This window comes from Paenibacillus sp. P32E (assembly GCF_001909085.1).
In the GTDB taxonomy this organism is placed as follows: Bacteria; Bacillota; Bacilli; order Paenibacillales; family Paenibacillaceae; genus Paenibacillus_AQ; species Paenibacillus_AQ helianthi.
The window spans coordinates 253,905-275,077 of record NZ_LVYY01000024.1 but is presented as its reverse complement, the minus strand read 5'-3'; the positions used below and the strand labels follow the sequence as shown (position 1 = coordinate 275,077).

Sequence of the window (21,173 nt, the reverse complement as noted above, 5' to 3'; positions counted from 1 at the left end):
AAATGCTTTTTTTAAAAGAATGGCCTCACGGTTAAATCTTACTGCTCTTGACAATCACAAATGGACGTCTGCTGTCCCCGACAAGTATCCGGTCCTTGCTTAGTTGCACGTCTTTATCCATAATGACATTCTCAATCACGGCATTCTCTTCGATGACACATTTCTGCATAATCACCGAATTAATGATGCGCGCGCCCTTGCGGACCTGCACCCCCCGGAAAATCACGCTGTTCTCCACGGTCCCCGCAATAATGCAACCATTGGCCACCAGCGAATTGCTGACCTCCGCGCTGTCCAGATAGCGGGTAGGAGCTTCATATTTTATTTTCGTCTGAACCGGGTTCTCTTTGAAGAGTCCGAAATAATTATCCTGCTGCAGCAGCTCCAGACTGTTCTTGTAATAACTCTCCAGAGAGTTGATTACGGCATGATAGCCTGTATATTCATAAGCGGCAATCTTGAACTTGTGGCGGTTCTTCTGAATGGCGTCACGGAAAAAGTAGCTCTCCCCATGCGCAATGCAATATTCCACCTGCTCCAGAAACAGCTTTTTTTCCATAATAAAAATATCCAGATAGACGTTATGATGATCCTTCTCCTGATGGATCTCCGTCACATTACTGTCCTCGTCTACATCAACCCGCAGACAGGGATCGTGCTCCGGCTTAAGGATGTCAATTTTCTTGTAAACCAGCGTGACATCGGCACCCTTCTCCATATGATATTGAAACACATCCTGGAAATCGACGGTGTTGATGTGCTGGCTGCCGGAGAACACAATATATTTGGCCGCAGCCCGTTTGAAGAAATCAAGATTGTTGTGATAATGCTGCAAATCCCCCAGGGAAGTATCTGTCGGATCATTCCAGTCAGGCGGCAGAATGAACAGGCCCCCGTGCTTGCGGTTCATATCCCACGATTTGCCGTCGCCGAGATGGTCCATCAGCGAACGGTATTTACGGCGGACAAACAGCCCCACGCTCTCCAGCTCCGCACGCATCATGTTGGAGAGAACAAAGTCGATCAGCCGGTAGCGGCTGGCAAAAGGCACCGCCGCGCCGCAGCGGAAATAGGTCAGCTCGTTTAATTGGTCCAATTCATGGTCAAGATTGATGACACCCATGAGTTCTTTCATCGAAATCCCCCCGTCCTCTGCTGATTATATGGTTTTGGCTGCAACGGATTTGCGCTTTTTGCTTCGATTGTCGATCAGCAGAATTTCTTCCTCATCCTCCCGCTCAATCCCGATCTCCATGTAATCTTCAATGACCGTATTCTCACTGATAATGGCCTTGTGAATTCTTACATTCTTCCCGATCTTGACCTTTGGCATGATGACAGAGTCCGTAATCACACTGCCTTCACCCACTTCCACGCCGTAAAAGAGTACTGAATGCTTCACTTCTCCGTGGACAATGCAGCCTTCATTAATGATGCAGCCCGACACCTTCGCTCCAGGAGCTACATATTGTGCCGGCTGGTTCGGGTTGCGGGTGAAGATACGCCAGTTCGGATCGTTCAGATTCAGAGGCGGAGTATCGCTCAGCAGATCCATGTTCGCTTCCCACAGGCTGGTTATAGTACCTACATCTCTCCAGTACCCTTCAAAAGGATACGCAAAGAGGGATTGGCCATCAGCCAGCATGAGCGGAATAATATCCTTGCCAAAGTCATGGGACGAGCCGGCGTTCTCTCCGTCCTCCAGGAGATGCTTGCGGAGCACCTCCCATTTGAAAATATAGACACCCATAGAAGCCAGTGTACTTTTCGGCTTCGCCGGCTTCTCGTCAAATTCATAAATTTTAAGATCCTCATCCGTATTCAGTATGCCAAACCGGCTGGCTTCCTCCAGCGGAACATCGATAACCGATATGGTGCAGTCGGCATTTCTGGCCTTGTGGTACTGAAGCATCGCATAATAGTCCATCTTGTAGATATGGTCTCCCGACAGAATCAGCACATGCTCCGGATCGAATTGATCCACAAACTTCAGATTGCGGTAAATGGCATCTGCTGTGCCACGGTACCAGCTGCTCCCGTTCTCCCGTTCATGCGGCGGTAAGACAAATACCCCGCCGTCCTTGCGGTTCAAGTCCCAATCGCTGCCTACTCCGATGTATGAATGAAGCACAAGCGGTTCATACTGCGTCAGCACACCGACAGTATCAATTCCCGAATTGGAGCAGTTGCTCAAAGGGAAATCAATAATCCGGTAGGTCCCCCCAAAATAAACAGCGGGCTTTGCGAGCGACTTGGTCAATCCCTTTAATCTTTTCCCTTGGCCTCCCGCCAATAACATGGCTACCATTTCTTTTTTCTTCATGGAAGAGCCTCCCTTAACTTATGGGTAGTGAAGCATGTAATCAAAAAGGTTGGATGATGAATAGTACAGCGTAGATTTAACCCAGTGCAGCAATAGAAACTCCAGAAAGAAGTGTAGCGAAAGAGACGTGCTTCAAAGGAATAAGATAAGGTCAGAAACGGGGAAAACACATAGAATTGGGACTTATTTCCTGCCACGGAAAGACTCTTTAGGCCGGGTGGTATCCTTATTGTAAAGTGTTCTATAGCCGCCGTCAAAACCCTTTATCGTCCCGTTCAAAAACTATTTATATTCTGACTAAACTTCTTATTAATAGCATTAATATCTCCGTATAATTAGATTAACCATTATGATTAACCCTGAAAGACTATTTTCGAATCCTTTCCTAATTTAATGTTTCCATCTTCAGCAAACTTTCATTCTGATATGTCATAATGTAGCTAACGATTACCGATGTGGAGGAACAATGCATGAAGGCTGCCCAAGGTGTACGATTGCTGCTCGTGGATGATGAGCCTCATATTCTCCAGTTCCTGGAGCTGGGCCTGAACAATGAGGGCTTTGAAGTAAGAACCGCTCCGGACGGGGTTAGTGCCATTGCGGTTGCTGCGGAATTCAAGCCCCATGTGGCCATTCTGGATGTGATGATGCCGGGGATGGACGGGTTCGAGCTCTGCCGCTATCTCCGTTCGGAGGAATCAGAGCTTGCGGTAATCATGCTTACAGCCAAAGATGAAGTGGATGACCGTGTTAAGGGTCTGTCCATTGGGGCTGACGATTATATGGTCAAGCCGTTCAGCTTCGAAGAGCTGCTGGCCCGGATTCAGGCACGTCTGCGGAACCAGTTCCCGGGACTGCTCGGCGAAGTGCGCTGCGGACCATTCCGGATCGATGGCCGGCGCAAGGAAATCCGCCACAAGGACGAGGTACTGGAGCTGTCCCCTACCGAATACGAGCTGCTGCAATACCTGGTCATCAATCATGGTCTGGTGCTGAGCAAACCGATGATTCTCGATAAGGTATGGGGCTATGATTTCGGCGGTGAGGAGAATATCGTAGAGGTCTACATCCGTTCCCTCCGCGAGAAACTGGGCGACAAAGAACACCGGATCATACGCACGCTTCGCGGTGCGGGTTATCGGGTGGATCTGGTATGATTGCCCGTGCCAAGGGCCTTTTCGGCAGGCTCCCCGCGCCGCGCTCCTTGCGCAAGCAGCTGCTGATCATTTCACTGCTGATTCTCTCCGCCCTGCTGCTCTTAATCGGTGTGCTTCAGTATGTACTTATGCGTGATTTCATCTACACCAACCGGGCGGAATCCATGGAAACCCAGATCCGTTCGGTGCCGCGTGAGATTTTTTTTAACTCGCTGGCTTTTAATAACAACGGTGAGAATGGATCCGGGACAACCAGCGGAGAACCAGGCAGCGGTATTAGTGGCAGCACTGGTACGCCAACTCCCGGGCTGCCGCCTGTAAACGGCAGCTCGGGCGGTATTGGAGTCCCTGAAGGCAGCGGCACTTTCATCCCCGGCAATATGCGTAACGCTGCCAACCGGCGTCCGCTTCTGCTGGACGCCCATACGACCCTCGCGATTTACAGCACGAGCGGAGGGTTCAAGGATTTCCAGGAGGAGACCCTGTCTGATTCCTCCGCTCCCAGATTATCCGATGCAGAGTACAATAATTTGCTGAAGCACACCACCGACAAGGCTACCGGCAGCTACCGGCTCATTACCGCACCGGACGGCAGTGAGCATCTGGCCGTATTCATGAATCTTGGCAAACCCCAGGAGTCCCGGATGCTGCTGCAGATGAGTGTGGGCACAGGCCCGCTGAAGGATGTGATCATGCAGCAGCTGCTGATTTTTGCAGCCTTGTCGGTTGCAGCCCTGCTGGCTGGGCTTCTCCTGTACCTGCCAGCCCTGCGCAAAACGCTGGTCCCCTTATCCAACATGGGGGAAGCCGCACAGATTATCGATGCAGGCAATTTGAGCGAGCGGTTCCCCGTCAACCAGGGACAGACAGAGATCGACAAGCTGTCCCGCTCATTCAACGGAATGCTGGAGCGGCTGGAGATTTCTTTTCAAGGTGAGCGTGAAGCCAAAGAGCAAATGCGGCGTTTTGCCGCTGATGCCTCCCACGAGCTTAGGACCCCGCTAACGTCCATCCATGGATTTCTGGAGGTGCTGCTGCGAGGAGCTGCAGATAACAAGGAACAGCTCATGAATGCGCTAAGAAGCATGCACGGAGAATCGAAACGGATCAATAAGCTGGTAGAGGATCTGCTCCTCCTGGCCCGCATGGACGGAGCGCCGCAGCTTAACATCAAAAAAATGATGCTGGGAGATGTGATCACCGAGATGCAGCCGCAGCTCCTCATGCTTGCCGGAGACCGCAGGGTTACCTTTGGGATCCCTCACGGCATCTGCGGCATGTATGATCCCGACAAGCTGAAGCAGGTGATTCTTAATCTATTCCACAATGCTGTACAACATACCGATGCTGAAGAGGGAAATATACATGTTGGCCTGGTTGCCCGGGGCACAGAAGCCGAACTGACCGTGAGAGATAATGGCTCCGGGATCGCGGCAGAGCATATTCCCCATGTATTTGAAAGATTCTACCGAAGTGATTCTTCACGCACCCGTAAATACGGCGGCTCCGGACTCGGACTCTCCATAACCAAATCCATTGTGGATGCACATCACGGCGACATCCGTATCGACAGCCGCCCCGGTGAAGGAACCTCCTTCAAGGTTACCCTTCCATGCTTCACAGATTAGCTAATGAAGAATCATTAACGTTATAATAGTAAGTGAGACGCTCACAAAACTTAAGGCCTATGCTTCCGAAGTGAGTTTTGTACGGAGCGGTTCGGATGATGTGTAGGCTCACAAAACTTAAAGCCTATGCTTCCGAAGTGAGTTTTGTACGGAGCGGTTCGGATGATGTGTAGGCTCACAAAACTTTTAGGAGGTTATGTTATGTACGAAATCGCCATCATCGGGGCCGGCCCTGCCGGTGCAAGTGCAGCCCTGTTCGCCGCCAAGGCGGGCAAAAAAACGCTGTTAATCGACAACGATAAAGGCATGACGCGCAGAGGCTGGTATGAGAATTACTATGGGATTGCTGAAATTGGCGGGCCCGAGCTCGTGGAAACCGGTCATAAGCAGGCTGTAAAATTCGGTGCGGAATTAGTAGCAGACCAAGCGGTGAACCTCACTACAGCCGGCGAGGGCTTTGTCATTGAGAGTGAGAGCGGCGCTACCTATGAAGCGAAGCACGTAATCCTGGCAACGGGTGTGCTGACGGATCTGGCCGCCAAAGCCGGTGTAGACACGAAGGACGGCACAGAACCAAGAATCAAGACCGTTGTAGCCGTGAATGCTGAAGGCAAAACCAATGTCGAAGGTATTTGGGCTGCCGGTACGGTAGCCGGAGTAAGCGTTCATGCCATTATTACTGCCGGAGACGGTGCGAAGGTTGCTATTAATATTATCAGTGAACTGAACGGTGCAAGATATGTGGACCATGATCTGCTGAAGGCTTAAACTTACTGTTCGACACGAAAGAGCTTCAGGCCAGTTAAGGCCAGCCAGAGATACATCCGGCTGGCCTTTTTGGACGTCGGTGCTCTATCCACTGGATTCAGCCTTGCCGTCAGCGAACCCGGCCGTTTGCCCCTGCACCGGGAACCTGCCGGACGGACAAGACCTTTGCACCATCCCAACTATTTATGAAGCTGCGCCACCCTTTGCTCGACTGCACCTTGCTGCTTGCCGCTGTAAAAGTCCTGGACAATATAGAGCGGGCGTCTCTTCGTTTCGTCATAGATCCGGCCCACATACTCACCCAGAATACCCAGCATAATCAGTACAAATCCGTTGAATGTCAAGGTAATGCCGATCATCGATGCCCAGCCCTTAACGGCTGCGTCCGTAAACAGTGCCAGGTACAGCACATACATAAGGTACAGAAATCCGGCAGCCGACAGCAGCCCTCCCAGATAGCCCGCCAGCTTCAGCGGCTTGTAGGAAAAGGAGGTGATCCCATCCAGTGACAGCTTGATCATGCGCTTCAGCGGGTATTTCGTTTCACCTGCCAGCCGTTCATCACGCTCATATTCGATAGCCTTCTGCCGGAAGCCGACCCAGCTGACCAGTCCGCGAACGAAGCGGTTTTTCTCCGGCAGCCGTTTCAGTTCCTCGCATACCTTGCGGTCGATCAGCCGGAAATCGCCGGTGTCCACCGGGATAGAGATGTCCGTGGAATACCGCAGCACCCGGTAAAAGAGGCTTGCTGTCCACTTTTTAAACAGAGACTCCCCGTTGCGCTTCACCCGTTTGGCATATACAACCTCATAGCCGTTGTTCCATTCCCGGATCATATCCAGAATCAGCTCCGGCGGGTCCTGCAGATCAGCGTCGATGATGACTACCGCATCCCCCAGCGCATAATCCATACCCGCGGTAATGGCAATCTGATGACCAAAGTTGCGGGAGAAATCAATCAGCTTCACGCTCTCATCCCAATAGCTGTATTCCTCAATCATCTGCGCACAATTATCCGTGCTTCCGTCATTGACGAACAGCAGCTCGTAATCCTCTCCTGTCGTTTCCATTACCTTTTTTATCCGCCGGTAGGTTTCCTGAATAACTGCCTCTTCATTGTACATCGGTATGATTATGGAATAGCGCACGTGCGTACTCATGAGCAGCTCCTCCTTAATGTCATTTCTAGTCATAAAGCGCGCTTTTGCCAAAAAACCAAGTAAAACGCGCTTACTATACAGCCTGGTAAACCCCGTCCTACTGAACACTCACTTCGTACAAGGTTCCGCCGTTATTACCTGTCTCTGTTCCCTGCCATTCTGCTGTTGGAACTACCGTTCCATTCTCCGTAATCCAGTTGGTAATTTCAGAGCTGCCCCCGCGACCGCCGCCCATGCCTCTGGTAGTGACAAGGAAATATTTCACTTTACCGCTCGCCACAAGCGCCTTCAGTGTATCGGTGGTATACGGCACATCCGAGTTGTTGAACCCGTTTAGAATAACGACCGATTCATTTTTATCGATAATATAAGGGCCTGCAGTTCCATAATCCATTGCCGCGAACAGATACTTCTCACCGGTATTATGCTCTTTCAAATAGGTCAGCAGATTGTCGTTGACTCCCGCTGTGCCATTTCTGCCACCCAATCCGCCTATTCCTCCTTTACCACCCATGCCGCCAAAACCGCTGCTGCTGTCCGGTCCAGCCGCCGGAGTCATGCTGTTTGCTCCGTAAGTGATAGGTGTCAGTGCCCAGTAGATAGGTCCGACCAGCAGCACCAGTAAACCCATCACCGCTGCAGCATGTACGAAAGGCTTCTTCTGCCCTTTCCATACCCGCAGTACGAGCAGCAGAACAGTGACAGCGATCCCCCCAGCCAGAACACCTATGGACCAGCCGCTTCCGATCTTATCTTCATAAGGATGCATAATGTACCACTGAAAGACAGCTGTAGCGAGCGTCGCCACTGGAAGCAGCCAGGACAGCCAGGTTGAACGTTCTTTGTAATAGGTCCACAGCTGCAGCCAGCCTGCTCCGGCCAGTGCCGCAATCGGCGGAGCCATCATAATCAGATAATATTGGTGAAAAAATCCGGCGATGCTGAAGAATCCCATAGCCGGCACCAGCCAGGCCAGCCAGAACAATGCTTCTGTATGCCGCCATGTGAAATTCCGTCTGCGCAGGCTGGCAAAGATTCCGATGCAGCCGAATAGCAGGAAAGGCAACAGCCAGCTGGCCTGGCCGGACAACGCCGATTGGAACAAGCGGAGCGGACCGGCAGTACCTGTGTTGAACATTCCTCCTGCCCCGCCATTCATCCCGCCACGGCCGCTTTGCCCGAAATCAAACTGGCCTCGGCCGTCCATTCTGCCTCCCGGCATCCCGCCGTCATCTGCAGCCTGGCCGCGGCCATTCAAGCCTCCGTCAGTCTGTTCGCCTCCTGTACCTCCAGGTGGCTGTCCCTGTGCCTGACCGTCTGTACCACTCATCATTCCTTGACTGCCTTGGGCGGCGGCTCCGTTCATGGGCGGCATCTCCCCGCCATTCCATGACGGCATTTCGCCGCCAGGAAAGCCGCCACCGCCGCCTCCGGTACTGCGGTCACCGGTCAAGCGCGACACCCCGTTATAGCCAAAAGCCAGATTCAGCACAGAGTTCGTCCCGCTGCTGCCCATGTAAGGCCGTTTGCTTGCCGGGATCGAATCCACGATAACCGCCCAGGATAGCGAAATCACCAGCAGCACTGCGGTACAGGCTGCGAGCACTCCGGTTTTCCTCTTCCAATTCACCTTCGCAGCCAGAACATAGAAGAGGTAGAATGCCGGAAGCACCATGTATGCCTGCAGCATCTTCTCGTTGAAGCCTACGCCGATCAAGGCAAACGCTGTGAGGAGACTGCCCCATTTATTGTGCTTAGTACCCTTGAAGAGAAACCATGCTGCAAGCAAAAGCGTGAATACCAGCATGGCATCAATATTATTCGTTCTGCTGACAGCAGCAGCTACGGGTGTAGTTGCCATTGCCAGTGCCGCGAGCCGAGCTGCCGTGCGGCCAAAGGTTGGTTTCACCAGCAAATATACCAGCAATACGGAACCTATTCCGCTAAGCACCTGCGGAAGGATCACGCTCCAGCCGTGCAGGCCGAAGATCAGCGCGCTGAGTGTCTGAATCCAGAACGTCACAGGCGGCTTATCAACCGTTACCGAGCCTGCCGAGTCCAGCGAGGCAAAGAAAAAGTTGTGAAAACTCTGAAGCATACTTCCTACTGCTGTGGTATAGTACGTGTTTGAGTATTGATCATTCCAGATTCCATAGCCATACAGAAAGGCTGCAAGCAGCAGAATACCCAGCAGCACGACATCGGAACCCAGCTTTTTTATCCATTTCATTTCTCTCCACTCCCATCGATCGATACACTATTCCGGCAGTGCTCTATCCCCCGGTACAGCTTTGCTTAGGTGTATTATGGCACCCCTACCTTAACTGATAATGAAATCAGGCTGAATGTTTGCTGAATACCGGAACGAGAAATAGCCCCACAATGTGGGGTTCAGTATTGGGCCCAGGGAGGATATAATTACCACAATGGGCATCAAGCCTAGTATTGAATTTGGATAATGATGAAGCATGAAATTAGGTAAGGGAGTGCGGCAATGATTTATTTAAGAAGCTTTAAGCTTTCTGATTATACAGATCGGAATCCCAACATATACCCTGATTATGTATTTAAGCACGTGGCTGGAGAGGTGCTTTTGTTTGATCGGATTACGGTGCTATATGGCAATAACGGGAGCGGAAAATCCACTTTACTCAATGTAATCTCCAACAAGTTGGGCATTCATGGAGCGGAAAGAATGACAAGCTATGGACATATTAACTATGCGCAACGTTTCCTTGATTTGAGCAGCTATCAGTTTGGGTATGATGAGCAAGAACGTGAAATCAGGCAACTTCCAAAAGGAAGCCGATATATGAAATCAGAGGATGTTCTATATGAGATCAAGAAGATCCAGCAATCTTCCGTGCTTCGTGAGGGAATCATAAATGAACAGAGGCACAAAGGGATGAGCGAGGCTCAGGCGGCAGAATATGAAGCTACGTATGCGTTTAGGAAGAAGCTGGAGGACATTCAATTTTCCCAGGAAAAATACTCCAACGGGGAGACGTCCATGCAGTTCTTCGAGGAATATCTGCTGCCTGGGCAATTGTATTTATTGGACGAGCCGGAAACATCACTTTCTCCTGCTAATCAAATACGGATGGCAGAACAAATAAATGAGCTGGCACGATATTTTGACAGTCAATTTATTATTGCCACTCATTCCCCTTTTGTTCTAGGCACGTTGCATGCAAAAATATATAATCTGGATGCGAGGCCTCTTCAAACAGCAGAATGGTTTGAGCTGGACAATGTGCGGTTTTTTTATCAATTTTTCAATAAGCATAAGCCATTGTTTGAATGAGAGAAGGTCCAGCACCGTCTTTCAATGCCAGCCTGCTATTCCCCCCGCCCGATTGCCGCCAGCTTATTCACCGTATTCCAATTCCGTGCGGTAATGGATGTGCCCAGCCATTTGTCGAGCGGAACCTTGAACAGCGGAGACTGGCTTACACTCACCTCATACAGGGTGTACATCTCTTTGCCGGCAACGCGCAGCTTATCTGCGCCATCGGCGTAGGGGATCAGCTTGTCCAGTGCCTCCTCCGAGGGAGCTTTACTAAGAAAAGAAACATACAACCTTTTATAATCTTCTTGTGACAGGTTCAGAAAAGGGTTGGCAGCAATAGCCGCCTCCAGTTCCGCAAGCGTACGGATCATCACAGAGACCTCGAAACCAAAGGTGTCCCGGATCGCCGCACCGATCGTTTCCTCAAGCTTAGCGCCTGCCGATTCCCCGCTTTCAAAAACCACATTTCCACTCTGGATATATGTGCGCACCTGTTCATATCCAAGCGACTCGAACATTGCCTTCAAAGCCTGCATTTTAATGATTTTGTTGCCGCCCACGTTAATGCCGCGCAGCAGGGCAATATATGTATTCATAGCGCACCTTCTTCCCTAAATGTCCTTACCGGCGGGAGCTAATCTTAGACGTCTGCGGATTTCACGGACCAGCTGCTCTTTCTCCGCCAGCGGAATGCCTTCCGTAAGCCGGGCTGCTGCTACCGGCAGCACCCAGGCGTTCACCTCGGCGTAAGTAAGACCCGATAACCTGAGGTATTCTCTGATATACCCTTTCGTGAGCCTCTTTCTTATAAAACCAGTAATCAACCTGGTGGCGAGTGATGCTCCCGGAGGCAAGGCCCCCATACTGAGCATAATGACAGACCTCGCAGCATCCCCGGCCGGATCGCCGGAAATCCCGGTCATCCAGTCGATAATCCATGCCTGCCCATCCAGCAGCACATTGTCCGGATGGAAATCCCCGTGCAAGAGCCGGTCTCCCTCCGGCAGCTGCTCTAATTGGGCCAATACGGCCGTCTTCTCCTCCATAGCGAGCATGGGTGCAGCGATAATACTGCTCTTCAGGTTCTCCTTCTGCTTCCCAAAAGCCGCTGCCCCCTGGAGCTTATGAAGATGATGGTGGAGCACAGCCATTTGTCTTGCATATTCGGCAAGCTTCCACGGCTTCTCCCCGATCAGCCTAAGCATGGAGCGTCCATGAATTTGTTGAAACACAATGCCCATACGCCCCTCAAGCTCAGCAAGCTCCATAGGCTGCGGGGTGAGAACGTTATGCTCATAGACATATTTACTGATCTCATATTCGTGCTCCACGTAGTGCGCAGGAATATCCTCACGATAGAGCTTCAGAATCTTCCCTGTTCCATATTCCCGGACCTCTGCGGTTCTTCCTTCCCCAATCCGCTTCCCCTGCATACCGTCTCCCCCAATTTATTCCAGATTAACAGACTTGAAATGCTCCACTACCGGGAAGGGGCTATAATAATGATGGAGCAGCGCTTTCCATTCCTGATATTGGCTGGATTCCCTGAATGAGATGGTGTGATCCTCAAGATTGCGCCACTTCACGAGCAGCAGATATTTATGATTATCCTCCAGACAGTGCTGCAGCTCATGGCCCAAATAACCTTCTATGGAAGAAATCAGTGCGGACGCCGCCTTGAAGCTCTGTTCGAACTGGCTGGTAAGCCCCGGCTTCACATGAAGCATAGCAGCTTCCAGAATCATCACAATCATCCCCTATTGCATATTTATTCTCAGCCTGTGAGCGCATCCCGGAAAAACTCGTGATAAAAGTTAATGATGACGAGCAGCACGGCCAGCGATTCATTGACACTGCCTACTTCGAGCGCATGATTGGCATCGTCAATCCGGTACACCCGGAGATTCTTCTGTCCGCTAAGCCCGGCGGCATGCTCCTCTGTGAAGGTCGGGTCGCTGCCACCGTAGATGATGCTGCCCCGGCTTTGTCTCAGCAGCGGCATTGAATCGGCAACTGGTGTTATATATAAATGCGAGGTTTTCTGCTGAAGGTTCATCTCTGCCGCCACTCTTCCGGCAATGACGCTCCCCATGCTTTTGCTGATGAAGAGCAGCTGTTCGTAGTCTGGAAGTGAAGCTACGGCCGCTTTGCATTCCTCGGTTACAATATCGATTTCCTCACGTTTGAGCTCTGCACGTGCGCTCTGATAGCCATATTCGAGCAACAGGATATCGCAGCCATACTCTCTGGCCAGCTTGGAGGCATAATCCAGCAGTGAACGTTCAGCGGAGTAGTTCCTGCCCGGAAATACTACCGCGAGCACCTTCGATTCCTGTGTAATATATTTATGTCTGACTTCTCTGCCCCAATGCGAGGACATGACGATACTTGATACACTCACCTGTGCTTCCTCCTACGCCAGAAATTAGCTCTCTGCCTCCCATTATAGCTATCTTCCGTGAAGGATGGAAATATAAATGAACATGCTGTAAGCATGGAAGCACCAGGAACAACACTGCCCTTAATTCTGAGCAGTTTTCTGCTTACGGATTTTTTTCCGGGCCAGGATTTCAGCGGCAATCCACAGGATCACAGGAATCACCACCTGAAACGGCAATGCATAAATCTTGTAGATATGGTGGGCAAAATAATCCATCTGCATAATATCTTTATAGATAAAATCCGCGAAATAGACCATGATGAGGCCCATTTGAAGCACTACCGAACGGTAACTGCTCAGCTTAAACACCTTGGCTACACCATTACAGGCGGCATAGAGACAGAGACTCACTTTCACAAACAGCGTAGTGACAAAAACAATAGCTGACGAGCCTTCAATCCGGGTCAGGAAATCACCGATGTTGATTCTGCTGACCGCTACATACGAGGGGAAATATAGGCTGGATAAGAGATCCGGCCCCAATACGAGTAGGTTGCGAATCGTGACTAACAGAATAATAACTCCGGCAATCAACGTGCCGCTGATCAGAATCCTGACCGCCGAACCCTTTTGAGGCAACGCATGAAAAGCACCCAGGAACACCACAATTTCGGCAAACGGAAAGGTGAAGGAACCCATCATATCTGTAAACACAGGCTTCCACCCACTATCCAAAACTGGTAATAAATGATGAAATTGAAACTTGGGGATGGAGAGCAGCTGCACCACAACGATTACCCCGAAGGTAAACAGCAGCAGGAACTTGGAACTCCTCCCCAGTACTTCTATCCCCCCCTTCACTACCCACACGCATAGCAGGCCAATGATCAGCATGGGGGCCAGCATAGGTGTTGAAGTCAGAGGAACCGACTTGCCGAACTCCCCAAAATTCCGCAGTACCAGCGAGCCCAGATGAAGCGCATACCAGATATACAAGCAGGAGAGCACTCTTCCTGCTACTGCTCCAAATACAAGGATTAGCATGTCGAACAGATCCTTGCCCGGAAGTAGCACATGTAGCCGGGCATAAATTAACATAAGCGGAAGGGCCAGCAGCATTGCAAGAATGATAGCAATCCAGCTGCTGTTGCCGGACTGTCCTGAAGCCCCCATAAACAGAGAACTGCCGATAATAAAGAGGACCGCTATGCTTATAGCCTGGCCTGCCGGAATATTTTCCTTACCCATCTTTCCTCCCCCCCTTATAGAGTCTGGTCCTAGAACAACTTCTTAACCATATAAATGATCGTGGGAGACGGGCTGGGGATGTCCCAATGCATGGACAGGGCAAAGGCCAGAGAGAAGGACACAAGGCACAGTGCCGAGCACACATAGAAATCCCGCTTCTTCCCTTGTTTCAGCAGACCGTAAGGGTCAATCACCACGATGATAGCATAGATCAGCAGCAGGTAAATGACCATATCTGTTAATCTCCCAGCCTAATAGAGCGCGAGGTTTTGGCAGTGTTCTCTATAATCACCTTGGAGTCTACTGAAATATCCAGTTTTACGAATTCGTTATCCCAGTTGTCACGGAGCTTGGCCCAGACCTTTGGCTGATGTTCATGAATGATTTCCCCGTATCCAAAGATATCGGCATGGTATTCCTGCTGCAACTTCCGTATGACAGACTCGATGTCCTGCCGGAGGGCTTTGCTGGCGCGCTCCTCGATGCTACTGATGCCCTCATTGCCCGAGAAGTCTTTCGTAGTCATGACTTCATCGAGGCCGGTACGTGTGACTGTTCGGACCTGCAAGCTCAGCTTGCCGTTGACCAGCTTTGGCTTCACCTTGGTTCTGCTTGATAATATCTCCAAAGAATAGGTGGGAACCCCGTGTATGTCATTCACCGCCAATACGCCTCCCTTGATGCCGTCTTTGGCAAACAGCATGTTTTTGGTCTCTTTCCCATTCAGCTTGCCTATCATTTTATCCTTTGAGAAAATAGCACAGCCGTTCACACGTTCATTCTTCTTCCCGTTCTGCTCATGAACGTAGATCAGAGGTGCCACTGCATGATTACCCGAAGTCTCCAGCTTGTCGATGAAATCCCATATTTCCACGGTCGGCGCAGTGCTGGTAAACTTCTCGTCACTCATCATTTGTGCCAGTTCAAACGACAGAATTGCTTTTTTGGATGTGTTCAGGTTCAGAATTTCCCGCGCGGTTGGCTCACTGGACACAAAAATGAACACATCTGATCTGGTTTCAGTATCTCTGCTGTACCAATCCATTGTCTTGATCAGTCCTTCGCGGGCAACCGCCTCGCTGAAGATGATCGCCTTGGCATGGCTCCAGAACAGCTTTTTCCCGGTTAGGGATATCATATTACGGACAATTTCAAACATGGTTTTCCCCTTAAGACTGAGCATTTTGAAGCCGGCCTGATTCTGGTTAAGCCCTCCCTTGATGTCAACGATCTCTGCCGTCAACTCGATCTTGCCGTCAGCAGCATCCTTATCGATGGCCACCCCGGCTACAATGGACATATCATCAACCTCGGTATAGTTCCAGCAGCCGCAGAGACACAGTACCAGGGCCATGCAGAGCAGCAGCGTCAACAGTCTCAGAGCTCGTCTCACCGGCTACCCGCCTTCTTCCGGGACGCCTTCCGCTTCATATTGCGCGTACCGATCCTTGCCGGCCGAAGATACATATCCCACCAGGGCGCGCGGATCGCCGCATCCTTAATATCCTGCGGGCGGATAGAGCCCACTCCCAGCATATAGGAAACACCGAAGGAGCGGAGACTCATCAGATGAATCACCAGACCGAGCAGTCCAAAGAAGTATCCATAGATCCCAAGGAAAAACGCTGCAAACAAAAGAATCAAACGCACGATAATCATGGGTCCGGTAAGCCTTGGATTAAGCAAGGTCGTGATTCCGGTAAGACCTACCACTATGACCATTGGCGCACTCACGATGCGTGCATCTACAGCCGCCTGCCCCAGCACCAGCGCTCCCACAATGCTTACCGCCTGGCCAATGGAGGTTGGAATTCGGGCACCCGCCTCACGCAAAATTTCGAATATCGTCAGCATAATTAATGCCTCGATAATGGTTGGGAATGGAACGGATAGCCTGGCAGCGGCAATGCTGAGCAACAGCTTGGTAGGGACCATCTCTTGAGAGTAGGTAACCAGAGCGACATATACTGCCGGAATACTAATGGACATGAAGGCTCCAATGACTCTTAAGAACCGGTTGAAGGAGGCAAAATAATAGTTGACGTAGTAATCTTCACTGGCCTGGAAATTCTCCACAAAAACATAAGGCAGCGTCAAGGCAAAGGGGCTGCCTTCAATCATCAAGGCAATGCGGCCCTCCATAATCTTGCTTACAGCCGTATCCGGTCGTTCCGTGCTGCCCATCATCTCGAATGGGGAGTAGGGCTCGTCACGGATCAGTTCAGCCAGATAACCGGTATCCAGGATATGGTCAATTTCTATCTGTGCAAGCCTTCCCTGCAGTTCTGCCAGAATATCGGGTGAAGCCAGGCTCTCCAAATAGCAGATGCAGGTCTGCGTCTTGGACCTTGTCCCAATGTCACTAAAGACAAACTTTAGATCGGAATTCTGGACTCTGCGGCGGATCAGGGTTAAATTAACGATCAGTGATTCCGTAAAACCTTCTCTTGGACCCCGGACTGCCTTTTCCGTCGTAGGCTCTTCTATTGCGCGAGTCTGCCAGCCTTGGGCATTAATATTCAGCGCCCCGGCATAACCGTCCAAGAGAAATACCGTCTTACCTCCTACAACAGCTCCTACTAGTTCATCCAGCTCCGTCGAAACCATAATGTCACTGATGTTTATGATCTCCATGCGGATCTTCTCCATCAGCTTCGCCGGATTCCCATGGTCTTCTTTCTTGAATGGATAAGTCATTACAGGCTTCGTAATACCATTCTGTATAAGATCCTGGTCAGTCATTCCATCCACATAGATCAGGCCGCAGCGCAACAGCGTTCCATAGTTATTCTCAATCACCCGCACCCGAAGCGTCCCGTCATTGCTGAATATCCGCCGGAACAGAGCCACATTGTCGTCCAGCGAGGGACTAAGCGGCTGGGAAGACGATATTTTGGAGGCGTCCTGTCTGTTTCCCAGGGCAGCATCTGTGTTCTTCACAGCAGTCACTCCTGTCACAATTGTTTTGATCTGATTATCCCCCGACTCTGGTTCTCCTATTCCACATAATTATACTGTGCAGGAAACAGTGTGCTCCAAAAGCAAAGCCCGCAGTACTCCTTGGGAGCATCACGGGCCTGGTTCTTCTGATATAATTCAAGTAAATCCACACTACTGTTTGTACAAAAGGAGTTCCAGCCATGACACCATTCACGCAAAAGGTTATCGCCATCATCCGCTCGATTCCCGAAGGTTATGTCATGACCTATGGGGGCATTGCCAGGGCTGCCGGAAGCCCGAGAGGGGCCAGACAGGTCGTCCGCATCCTCCACTCCATGAGCCGCACATACAAGCTGCCCTGGCACAGAGTGGTCAATGTCAAAGGGGAAATTGCCCTTACGGACGATGAGTCCAGCTCTCTGCAGCGGCTATATCTGCTGGGAGAAGGCATCATTTTTGACGCAAAGGGAGCGATCGATCTTCAGCGCTACCAGTATCATCCGAAGTCTGAGGATGAGCTTCAACTGGAATAAGGCCGGTTACTTCCTTTGCCCAGCACATTCAGCAGGCAGTACATCGTTGCATAAATAGCCAGCAGCACACACGCAATGAATACGCTGAAAAAGACCGACTGCCTGTTCAGGCTGTCGACAACGAGCTGGTACAGCTGATGCCGGTCGGTGAGCACATCCCAGCTGTTCAGCCGGTACACCCGTCCAAGCAGAACGCCATACCCCCCGAGCGCGCAGGCAAACACCACGAAAATCCAGGAGAGCAGCAGGTTGCTTTTCCGGTATATCACGGCCTGGAACTGGTACAGGGAGAAGAAACCGGTCAGCCAGCCGCTCCAGGTGAACAGCAGCAGTGTAATCAGATCATACCAGTAGCGGCTCTGGATCGTTCCACCGACAAAATACAAATTCTTGCGGATCGTTAAGTGCACCAGATCGGTCATAATATATGGCGCGTTCGGAAAAAACAGCAGCCAGGCGATGCCGAGCGGAAGCACCAGCAATCCGCCGATTTTTCTTTTGTCCAGTTCATGGGCGGCCATGGAGAACACGAATGGGAGCCAGGCCAGAAACAGATTCCAGATTAGAAACTCGTAGAACGTATCTGTCCGTTGAGACACTACACCGTAGACCGCCAGTGTGACAAGGGACAATCCTGCCAACAGCAGAAATACCTTGATATAATTCAATTCCTTCATGTCCGGGTACTCTCCTTATCCCAATGAATTTCATAAACCCTCTATTGGTAATTGTACAAATTTTTCTATGTCTTGTACAAATCGGAGTGGCCATAAGCCTGTTCCGGGTAGCGGATTCAAAGGCAGAAATACCTTTGTTTCGGCTCTTTCCACGCGGGTGGCGGATTCAAATGGTCACTACCTTTACTAGCCTATGACCAGTTAGAGCAAGCGGAAAATGAGCACTAACGCAAAGCAGCGCTTCTCCAGGTGAAGGGAGAAGCGCTGCTTTTGAAGGCTATAGAATGAAGCTAAGGCTTCTCTGCCACAGCCTGCCGCTGATGCCAAAAATTATCCGAGCATACTGCTCAGCGGCTACAATTCACCGCTCAGCTTACGTGCTACAGCTGGCACACGCCCTTTGAAGGCACTGCGGCCAGACGTTTCATCCAGTCCGGCAAAGGCTGCGCATTCCCTGAAGGCAGCATGACGGCAGCCCAGACACTTATTATAGTTAATGACCTTAAGCGCATCATTGATTGCCTCTCCGGTATGCTCATAGAACTGCGTTGCTCCGATCTTGTCATACAGCCCGGTCTTCTTAAGCAGCTCGAGCGGCTGAGATTGAATGCCTGAGATCATCAGGCGGCCGCCATCCTCATGCAGCTTCTTCACCAGCCCTGCCAGATTGGCTTCACCGGTGGTGTCGATAAACGGCACCTTGCCCATCCGCAGCAGAATAACCTTTGGCTTATCAGGGCCGAAGCCAGGCATCGTATTCTCGAACCGGTAGGCAGCTCCGAAGAACAGCGGCCCTTCCACATTATAAATACCGATCTGCGGACAGTCATGGCTGTCCGTGACCATATGTGCTTCAACCTTCACTGAGTCCGGATCAGGCAGCACCTTGGACACCAGATGCACCTCGCCCATCCGTTTAACGAACAAGACTACAGCGAGCACCAGTCCAACCTCTACCGCCACGGTTAAGTCGGCAAAGACGGTCAACAGAAACGTAATGAACAGCACCAGCGAATCTCCGGTCTTCAGTTTAAGCAAATGAATGAATTCCTTGCGTTCGCTCATATTCCAGGCTACGACCATCAGGATCGGTGCCATCGCGGCTAGCGGAATACTCGATGCATAAGGTGCAAACAGCAGCAGAATAAGAAATACCACTACACCATGGATCACACCAGACAAGGGGGAAGCGGCTCCGCTCTTGATATTGGTAGCGGTCCGGGCAATTGCACCGGTAGCCGGAATCCCGCCAAACAGAGGGACAGCAATATTGGCAACCCCCTGTCCGATCAGCTCACGGTTGCTGTTATGACGGCTGCCTGACATGCCGTCTGCCACCACGGCGGACAACAGAGACTCTATCGCTCCGAGCATAGCGATGACAAAGGCAGGTCGCAGCAGCAGCCTAATCCGTTCCCAGGTAATGACCGGGAAGTGGAAGCTCGGCAGTGTATTCGGAATGTCCCCGTAGGCAGAACCAATCGTAGTCACCTTGCCGCTGAAAAACAGTGCAGCTATGAGGGTTGCACAGAGCAGTCCGACCAGTGCCCCTGGCACTTTGGGCGCAAAACGCATCCCCAGTATAAGCACAGCCAGACAAATGGCCGCTGTCAGAATACTGTACAGGTTAATCGTAGAGATATGCAGGCCAATCTCCTTCATGTTGTCCACGAAGCTCTCATGCCGCTTCATATCCTTCAGGCCCAGAAAGTTCGCGATCTGCCCCGTGAAGATAATAACGGCAATCCCTGCGGTGAATCCGATCGTTACAGGCTTGGGAATAAACTTAATCAGCACCCCCAGCCGGAGCAGACCCATGAGGACAAGAATGATCCCGGCCATCATTCCGGCAAGCAGCAGGTTTTCATAGCCATACTGCATGGCAATAGCGAATAAAATAGGAATAAACGCACCCGTAGGTCCGCCGATCTGAAACTTTGAACCGCCAAACAAAGAAATTATAATTCCTGCGACTATGGTTGTATAAATTCCGTACTCAGGCTTCACACCCGAAGCAATAGCAAATGCCATCCCCAGAGGAATGGCAATGACGCCTACGATAACCCCTGAAATGAGATCCTTACGCAGCGAAGCAATATTATAGCCTTTGAAACGGCCCCACCCTGTCATCCTTTAACCTTCTTTTCTCTGAATATCTGATTATTTGAATATAAGAGCAACATTACTCCTGCAAGCCTCGCTTGTCAACGGGTAATCCGCCCCGGGAGGCCCCGGGTTATTCGCTGCGGATCCCTTCCAAAAGGGAGATTGCGTTCACCAGATGATTATCGAATATCTGCTTAGCTACGGCCAGAAGGTCTTTGATCAGGGGATCCCGCAGGGAGTAAATCACCGTCGTGCCTTCTTTTACACTGGCTACTACATTCTTGGCGCGGAGCACGGCAAGCTGCTGGGACACGGCAGACCCTTCGGACCCCAGAATGGCCTGCAGCTCGTTCACATTCTTCTCGCCTTCGCTCAGCAGCTCCAGGATACGAATCCGCATCGGATGAGCCAGCGCCTTAAAAAATTCTGTCTTGAATTGCTGAATATCGCTGTTCATTGAACCTCTGCTCCTCATAGCTTACTTCTTGAATACTATTTATCTTAGCCTATTTAGCCAAGAGTGGCTATGCCAATGGGTTAATTTGATAGACGAATCCCTTATTCACAGAAAGATCGGATACAACCTGATCTCCCGGGTCCTGACTTCCACCAGGCTGCCCAGCGCCATCGGCTCGCCAAGGCTTTCGAACATAATCAGCTCTCCATCCAGCTGCAGACAGCCGGTTCCATCCTCCTCGATATTGTCCAGCACCCCGGTAAGCACCACAATATCACCTTCCAAACGGATGCTGTGGTCTCCTCCGCCTGCCGGAATGATGTCCACCCAGCGCATAAGCAGTGCCGGAATTTCGAACTCTACCACAGCCAGGTCCCCCGGCTTCACCTGAGCTCCGCACCAGATTCCTCTACCCTTTCCGCTATCCGCTTCAAAAAACACCTCGTCCTTCTTCAGGCCTGTCTTCTGTATTATGATATTCATCGCAATGGCTCCATTTGCTAGGAT

At 51.0% G+C, this 21,173-nt stretch carries 22 protein-coding genes; 5 read left to right on the top strand and 17 right to left on the bottom strand.

Annotation, left to right across the window (positions count from 1 at the left end):
- Nucleotides 1-31: 31 nt before the first annotated feature.
- Nucleotides 32-1,135: a glucose-1-phosphate adenylyltransferase subunit GlgD gene (glgD, locus tag A3848_RS21065; RefSeq protein WP_074086805.1), complete on the bottom strand. Its 1,104-nt coding sequence runs from the start codon at nt 1,133-1,135 to the stop codon at nt 32-34.
- Nucleotides 1,136-1,159: 24 nt separating this feature from the next.
- Nucleotides 1,160-2,323: a glucose-1-phosphate adenylyltransferase gene (locus A3848_RS21060; RefSeq protein WP_074086804.1), complete on the bottom strand. Its 1,164-nt coding sequence runs from the start codon at nt 2,321-2,323 to the stop codon at nt 1,160-1,162.
- Between the two features lie 470 nt (nt 2,324-2,793).
- On the opposite strand from A3848_RS21060, the gene A3848_RS21055 reads away from it, so the two are divergent.
- The 3 genes from A3848_RS21055 to A3848_RS21045 all read left to right on the top strand — a co-directional run bounded on the left by A3848_RS21055 (nt 2,794) and on the right by A3848_RS21045 (nt 5,876).
- Nucleotides 2,794-3,480, top strand: coding sequence for a response regulator transcription factor (locus A3848_RS21055; RefSeq protein WP_074086803.1), 687 nt, complete (start codon nt 2,794-2,796; stop codon nt 3,478-3,480).
- Nucleotides 3,477-5,108, top strand: coding sequence for a sensor histidine kinase (locus tag A3848_RS21050; protein WP_074086802.1), 1,632 nt, complete (start codon nt 3,477-3,479; stop codon nt 5,106-5,108). The genes A3848_RS21055 and A3848_RS21050 overlap by 4 nt, the downstream gene beginning before the upstream one ends.
- A gap of 201 nt (nt 5,109-5,309) precedes the next feature.
- Nucleotides 5,310-5,876: an FAD-dependent oxidoreductase gene (locus tag A3848_RS21045; RefSeq protein WP_074086801.1), complete on the top strand. Its 567-nt coding sequence runs from the start codon at nt 5,310-5,312 to the stop codon at nt 5,874-5,876.
- A gap of 2 nt (nt 5,877-5,878) precedes the next feature.
- On the opposite strand, the gene A3848_RS32440 is transcribed toward A3848_RS21045, so the two are convergent.
- The 3 genes from A3848_RS32440 to A3848_RS21035 all read right to left on the bottom strand — a co-directional run bounded on the left by A3848_RS32440 (nt 5,879) and on the right by A3848_RS21035 (nt 9,266).
- Entirely contained in the window at nt 5,879-6,055 is a 177-nt protein-coding gene (locus A3848_RS32440) for a hypothetical protein (RefSeq protein ID WP_178382050.1), read from the bottom strand.
- Nucleotides 6,056-7,036 carry a glycosyltransferase family 2 protein gene (locus A3848_RS21040; RefSeq protein WP_074086800.1) on the bottom strand — a complete coding sequence of 327 codons (981 nt, stop codon included), beginning with the start codon at nt 7,034-7,036 and terminating at the stop codon, nt 6,056-6,058.
- A 97-nt stretch (nt 7,037-7,133) separates the two neighbouring features.
- A complete protein-coding gene (locus tag A3848_RS21035; RefSeq protein ID WP_074086799.1) occupies nt 7,134-9,266 on the bottom strand; it encodes a glycosyltransferase family 39 protein in 2,133 nt (710 codons plus the stop codon).
- 357 nt (nt 9,267-9,623) lie between these two features.
- On the opposite strand from A3848_RS21035, the gene A3848_RS21030 reads away from it, so the two are divergent.
- The gene (locus A3848_RS21030) at nt 9,624-10,340 is read left to right on the top strand and encodes an AAA family ATPase (protein ID WP_256702512.1); all 717 of its coding nucleotides are present in this window, start codon (nt 9,624-9,626) and stop codon (nt 10,338-10,340) included.
- A 35-nt stretch (nt 10,341-10,375) separates the two neighbouring features.
- Here A3848_RS21030 and A3848_RS21025 read toward each other — a convergent pair whose 3' ends face one another.
- From A3848_RS21025 to A3848_RS20990, 8 genes are all read right to left on the bottom strand, one after another.
- On the bottom strand, nt 10,376-10,921 hold the full coding sequence (locus tag A3848_RS21025) for a DUF1697 domain-containing protein (protein ID WP_074086797.1): 546 nt from the start codon (nt 10,919-10,921) through the stop codon (nt 10,376-10,378).
- Nucleotides 10,922-10,936: 15 nt separating this feature from the next.
- On the bottom strand, nt 10,937-11,758 hold the full coding sequence (locus A3848_RS21020) for a phosphotransferase family protein (protein WP_074086796.1): 822 nt from the start codon (nt 11,756-11,758) through the stop codon (nt 10,937-10,939).
- Nucleotides 11,759-11,773: 15 nt separating this feature from the next.
- Nucleotides 11,774-12,070 carry an antibiotic biosynthesis monooxygenase family protein gene (locus A3848_RS21015; protein ID WP_074086795.1) on the bottom strand — a complete coding sequence of 99 codons (297 nt, stop codon included), beginning with the start codon at nt 12,068-12,070 and terminating at the stop codon, nt 11,774-11,776.
- Nucleotides 12,071-12,099: 29 nt separating this feature from the next.
- Nucleotides 12,100-12,726 carry a hypothetical protein gene (locus A3848_RS21010; protein ID WP_074086794.1) on the bottom strand — a complete coding sequence of 209 codons (627 nt, stop codon included), beginning with the start codon at nt 12,724-12,726 and terminating at the stop codon, nt 12,100-12,102.
- A gap of 120 nt (nt 12,727-12,846) precedes the next feature.
- Nucleotides 12,847-13,953, bottom strand: coding sequence for a GerAB/ArcD/ProY family transporter (locus tag A3848_RS21005; RefSeq protein WP_074086793.1), 1,107 nt, complete (start codon nt 13,951-13,953; stop codon nt 12,847-12,849).
- A 29-nt stretch (nt 13,954-13,982) separates the two neighbouring features.
- Nucleotides 13,983-14,186 (bottom strand): hypothetical protein, encoded by a 204-nt coding sequence (locus tag A3848_RS21000; RefSeq protein WP_074086792.1) that lies wholly within the window; start codon nt 14,184-14,186, stop codon nt 13,983-13,985.
- 5 nt (nt 14,187-14,191) lie between these two features.
- The gene (locus A3848_RS20995; protein ID WP_074086791.1) at nt 14,192-15,346 is read right to left on the bottom strand and encodes a Ger(x)C family spore germination protein; all 1,155 of its coding nucleotides are present in this window, start codon (nt 15,344-15,346) and stop codon (nt 14,192-14,194) included.
- Complete coding sequence (locus A3848_RS20990; protein ID WP_218619009.1) at nt 15,343-16,893, bottom strand: spore germination protein; 1,551 nt, start codon at nt 16,891-16,893, stop codon at nt 15,343-15,345. The genes A3848_RS20995 and A3848_RS20990 overlap by 4 nt, the downstream gene beginning before the upstream one ends.
- Before the next feature lie 200 nt (nt 16,894-17,093).
- Between A3848_RS20990 and A3848_RS20985 the strand changes: the two genes are divergently transcribed.
- Nucleotides 17,094-17,426 carry an MGMT family protein gene (locus A3848_RS20985; protein ID WP_074086790.1) on the top strand — a complete coding sequence of 111 codons (333 nt, stop codon included), beginning with the start codon at nt 17,094-17,096 and terminating at the stop codon, nt 17,424-17,426.
- Here A3848_RS20985 and A3848_RS20980 read toward each other — a convergent pair.
- From A3848_RS20980 to A3848_RS20965, 4 genes are all read right to left on the bottom strand, one after another.
- Nucleotides 17,414-18,103, bottom strand: a complete 690-nt coding sequence (locus A3848_RS20980) for a DUF1361 domain-containing protein (protein ID WP_074086789.1) — start codon at nt 18,101-18,103, stop codon at nt 17,414-17,416. The two genes, A3848_RS20985 and A3848_RS20980, sit on opposite strands and share 13 nt — an antisense overlap.
- Before the next feature lie 354 nt (nt 18,104-18,457).
- Nucleotides 18,458-20,233 carry a SulP family inorganic anion transporter gene (locus tag A3848_RS20975; RefSeq protein WP_074086788.1) on the bottom strand — a complete coding sequence of 592 codons (1,776 nt, stop codon included), beginning with the start codon at nt 20,231-20,233 and terminating at the stop codon, nt 18,458-18,460.
- A gap of 106 nt (nt 20,234-20,339) precedes the next feature.
- Nucleotides 20,340-20,666: an ArsR/SmtB family transcription factor gene (locus tag A3848_RS20970; RefSeq protein ID WP_062522366.1), complete on the bottom strand. Its 327-nt coding sequence runs from the start codon at nt 20,664-20,666 to the stop codon at nt 20,340-20,342.
- Nucleotides 20,667-20,771: 105 nt separating this feature from the next.
- Nucleotides 20,772-21,149 (bottom strand): hypothetical protein, encoded by a 378-nt coding sequence (locus tag A3848_RS20965; RefSeq protein WP_074086787.1) that lies wholly within the window; start codon nt 21,147-21,149, stop codon nt 20,772-20,774.
- Between the last annotated feature and the right edge of the window lie 24 nt (nt 21,150-21,173).

Coding starts and splice junctions, on each gene's coding strand:
- A3848_RS21050 (WP_074086802.1), top strand. CDS start 3,477: ATGATTGCCCGTGCCAAGGGCCTTTTCGGCAGGCTCCCCGCGCCGCGC.
- A3848_RS21005 (WP_074086793.1), bottom strand. CDS start 13,953: ATGGGTAAGGAAAATATTCCGGCAGGCCAGGCTATAAGCATAGCGGTC.
- A3848_RS20970 (WP_062522366.1), bottom strand. CDS start 20,666: ATGAACAGCGATATTCAGCAATTCAAGACAGAATTTTTTAAGGCGCTG.
- A3848_RS21025 (WP_074086797.1), bottom strand. CDS start 10,921: ATGAATACATATATTGCCCTGCTGCGCGGCATTAACGTGGGCGGCAAC.
- A3848_RS20975 (WP_074086788.1), bottom strand. CDS start 20,233: ATGACAGGGTGGGGCCGTTTCAAAGGCTATAATATTGCTTCGCTGCGT.
- A3848_RS21055 (WP_074086803.1), top strand. CDS start 2,794: ATGAAGGCTGCCCAAGGTGTACGATTGCTGCTCGTGGATGATGAGCCT.
- glgD (WP_074086805.1), bottom strand. CDS start 1,135: ATGAAAGAACTCATGGGTGTCATCAATCTTGACCATGAATTGGACCAA.
- A3848_RS21000 (WP_074086792.1), bottom strand. CDS start 14,186: ATGGTCATTTACCTGCTGCTGATCTATGCTATCATCGTGGTGATTGAC.
- A3848_RS21040 (WP_074086800.1), bottom strand. CDS start 7,036: ATGAGTACGCACGTGCGCTATTCCATAATCATACCGATGTACAATGAA.
- A3848_RS20985 (WP_074086790.1), top strand. CDS start 17,094: ATGACACCATTCACGCAAAAGGTTATCGCCATCATCCGCTCGATTCCC.
- A3848_RS21045 (WP_074086801.1), top strand. CDS start 5,310: ATGTACGAAATCGCCATCATCGGGGCCGGCCCTGCCGGTGCAAGTGCA.
- A3848_RS20980 (WP_074086789.1), bottom strand. CDS start 18,103: ATGAAGGAATTGAATTATATCAAGGTATTTCTGCTGTTGGCAGGATTG.
- A3848_RS21035 (WP_074086799.1), bottom strand. CDS start 9,266: ATGAAATGGATAAAAAAGCTGGGTTCCGATGTCGTGCTGCTGGGTATT.
- A3848_RS20965 (WP_074086787.1), bottom strand. CDS start 21,149: ATGAATATCATAATACAGAAGACAGGCCTGAAGAAGGACGAGGTGTTT.
- A3848_RS21020 (WP_074086796.1), bottom strand. CDS start 11,758: ATGCAGGGGAAGCGGATTGGGGAAGGAAGAACCGCAGAGGTCCGGGAA.
- A3848_RS21015 (WP_074086795.1), bottom strand. CDS start 12,070: ATGATTCTGGAAGCTGCTATGCTTCATGTGAAGCCGGGGCTTACCAGC.
- A3848_RS21060 (WP_074086804.1), bottom strand. CDS start 2,323: ATGAAGAAAAAAGAAATGGTAGCCATGTTATTGGCGGGAGGCCAAGGG.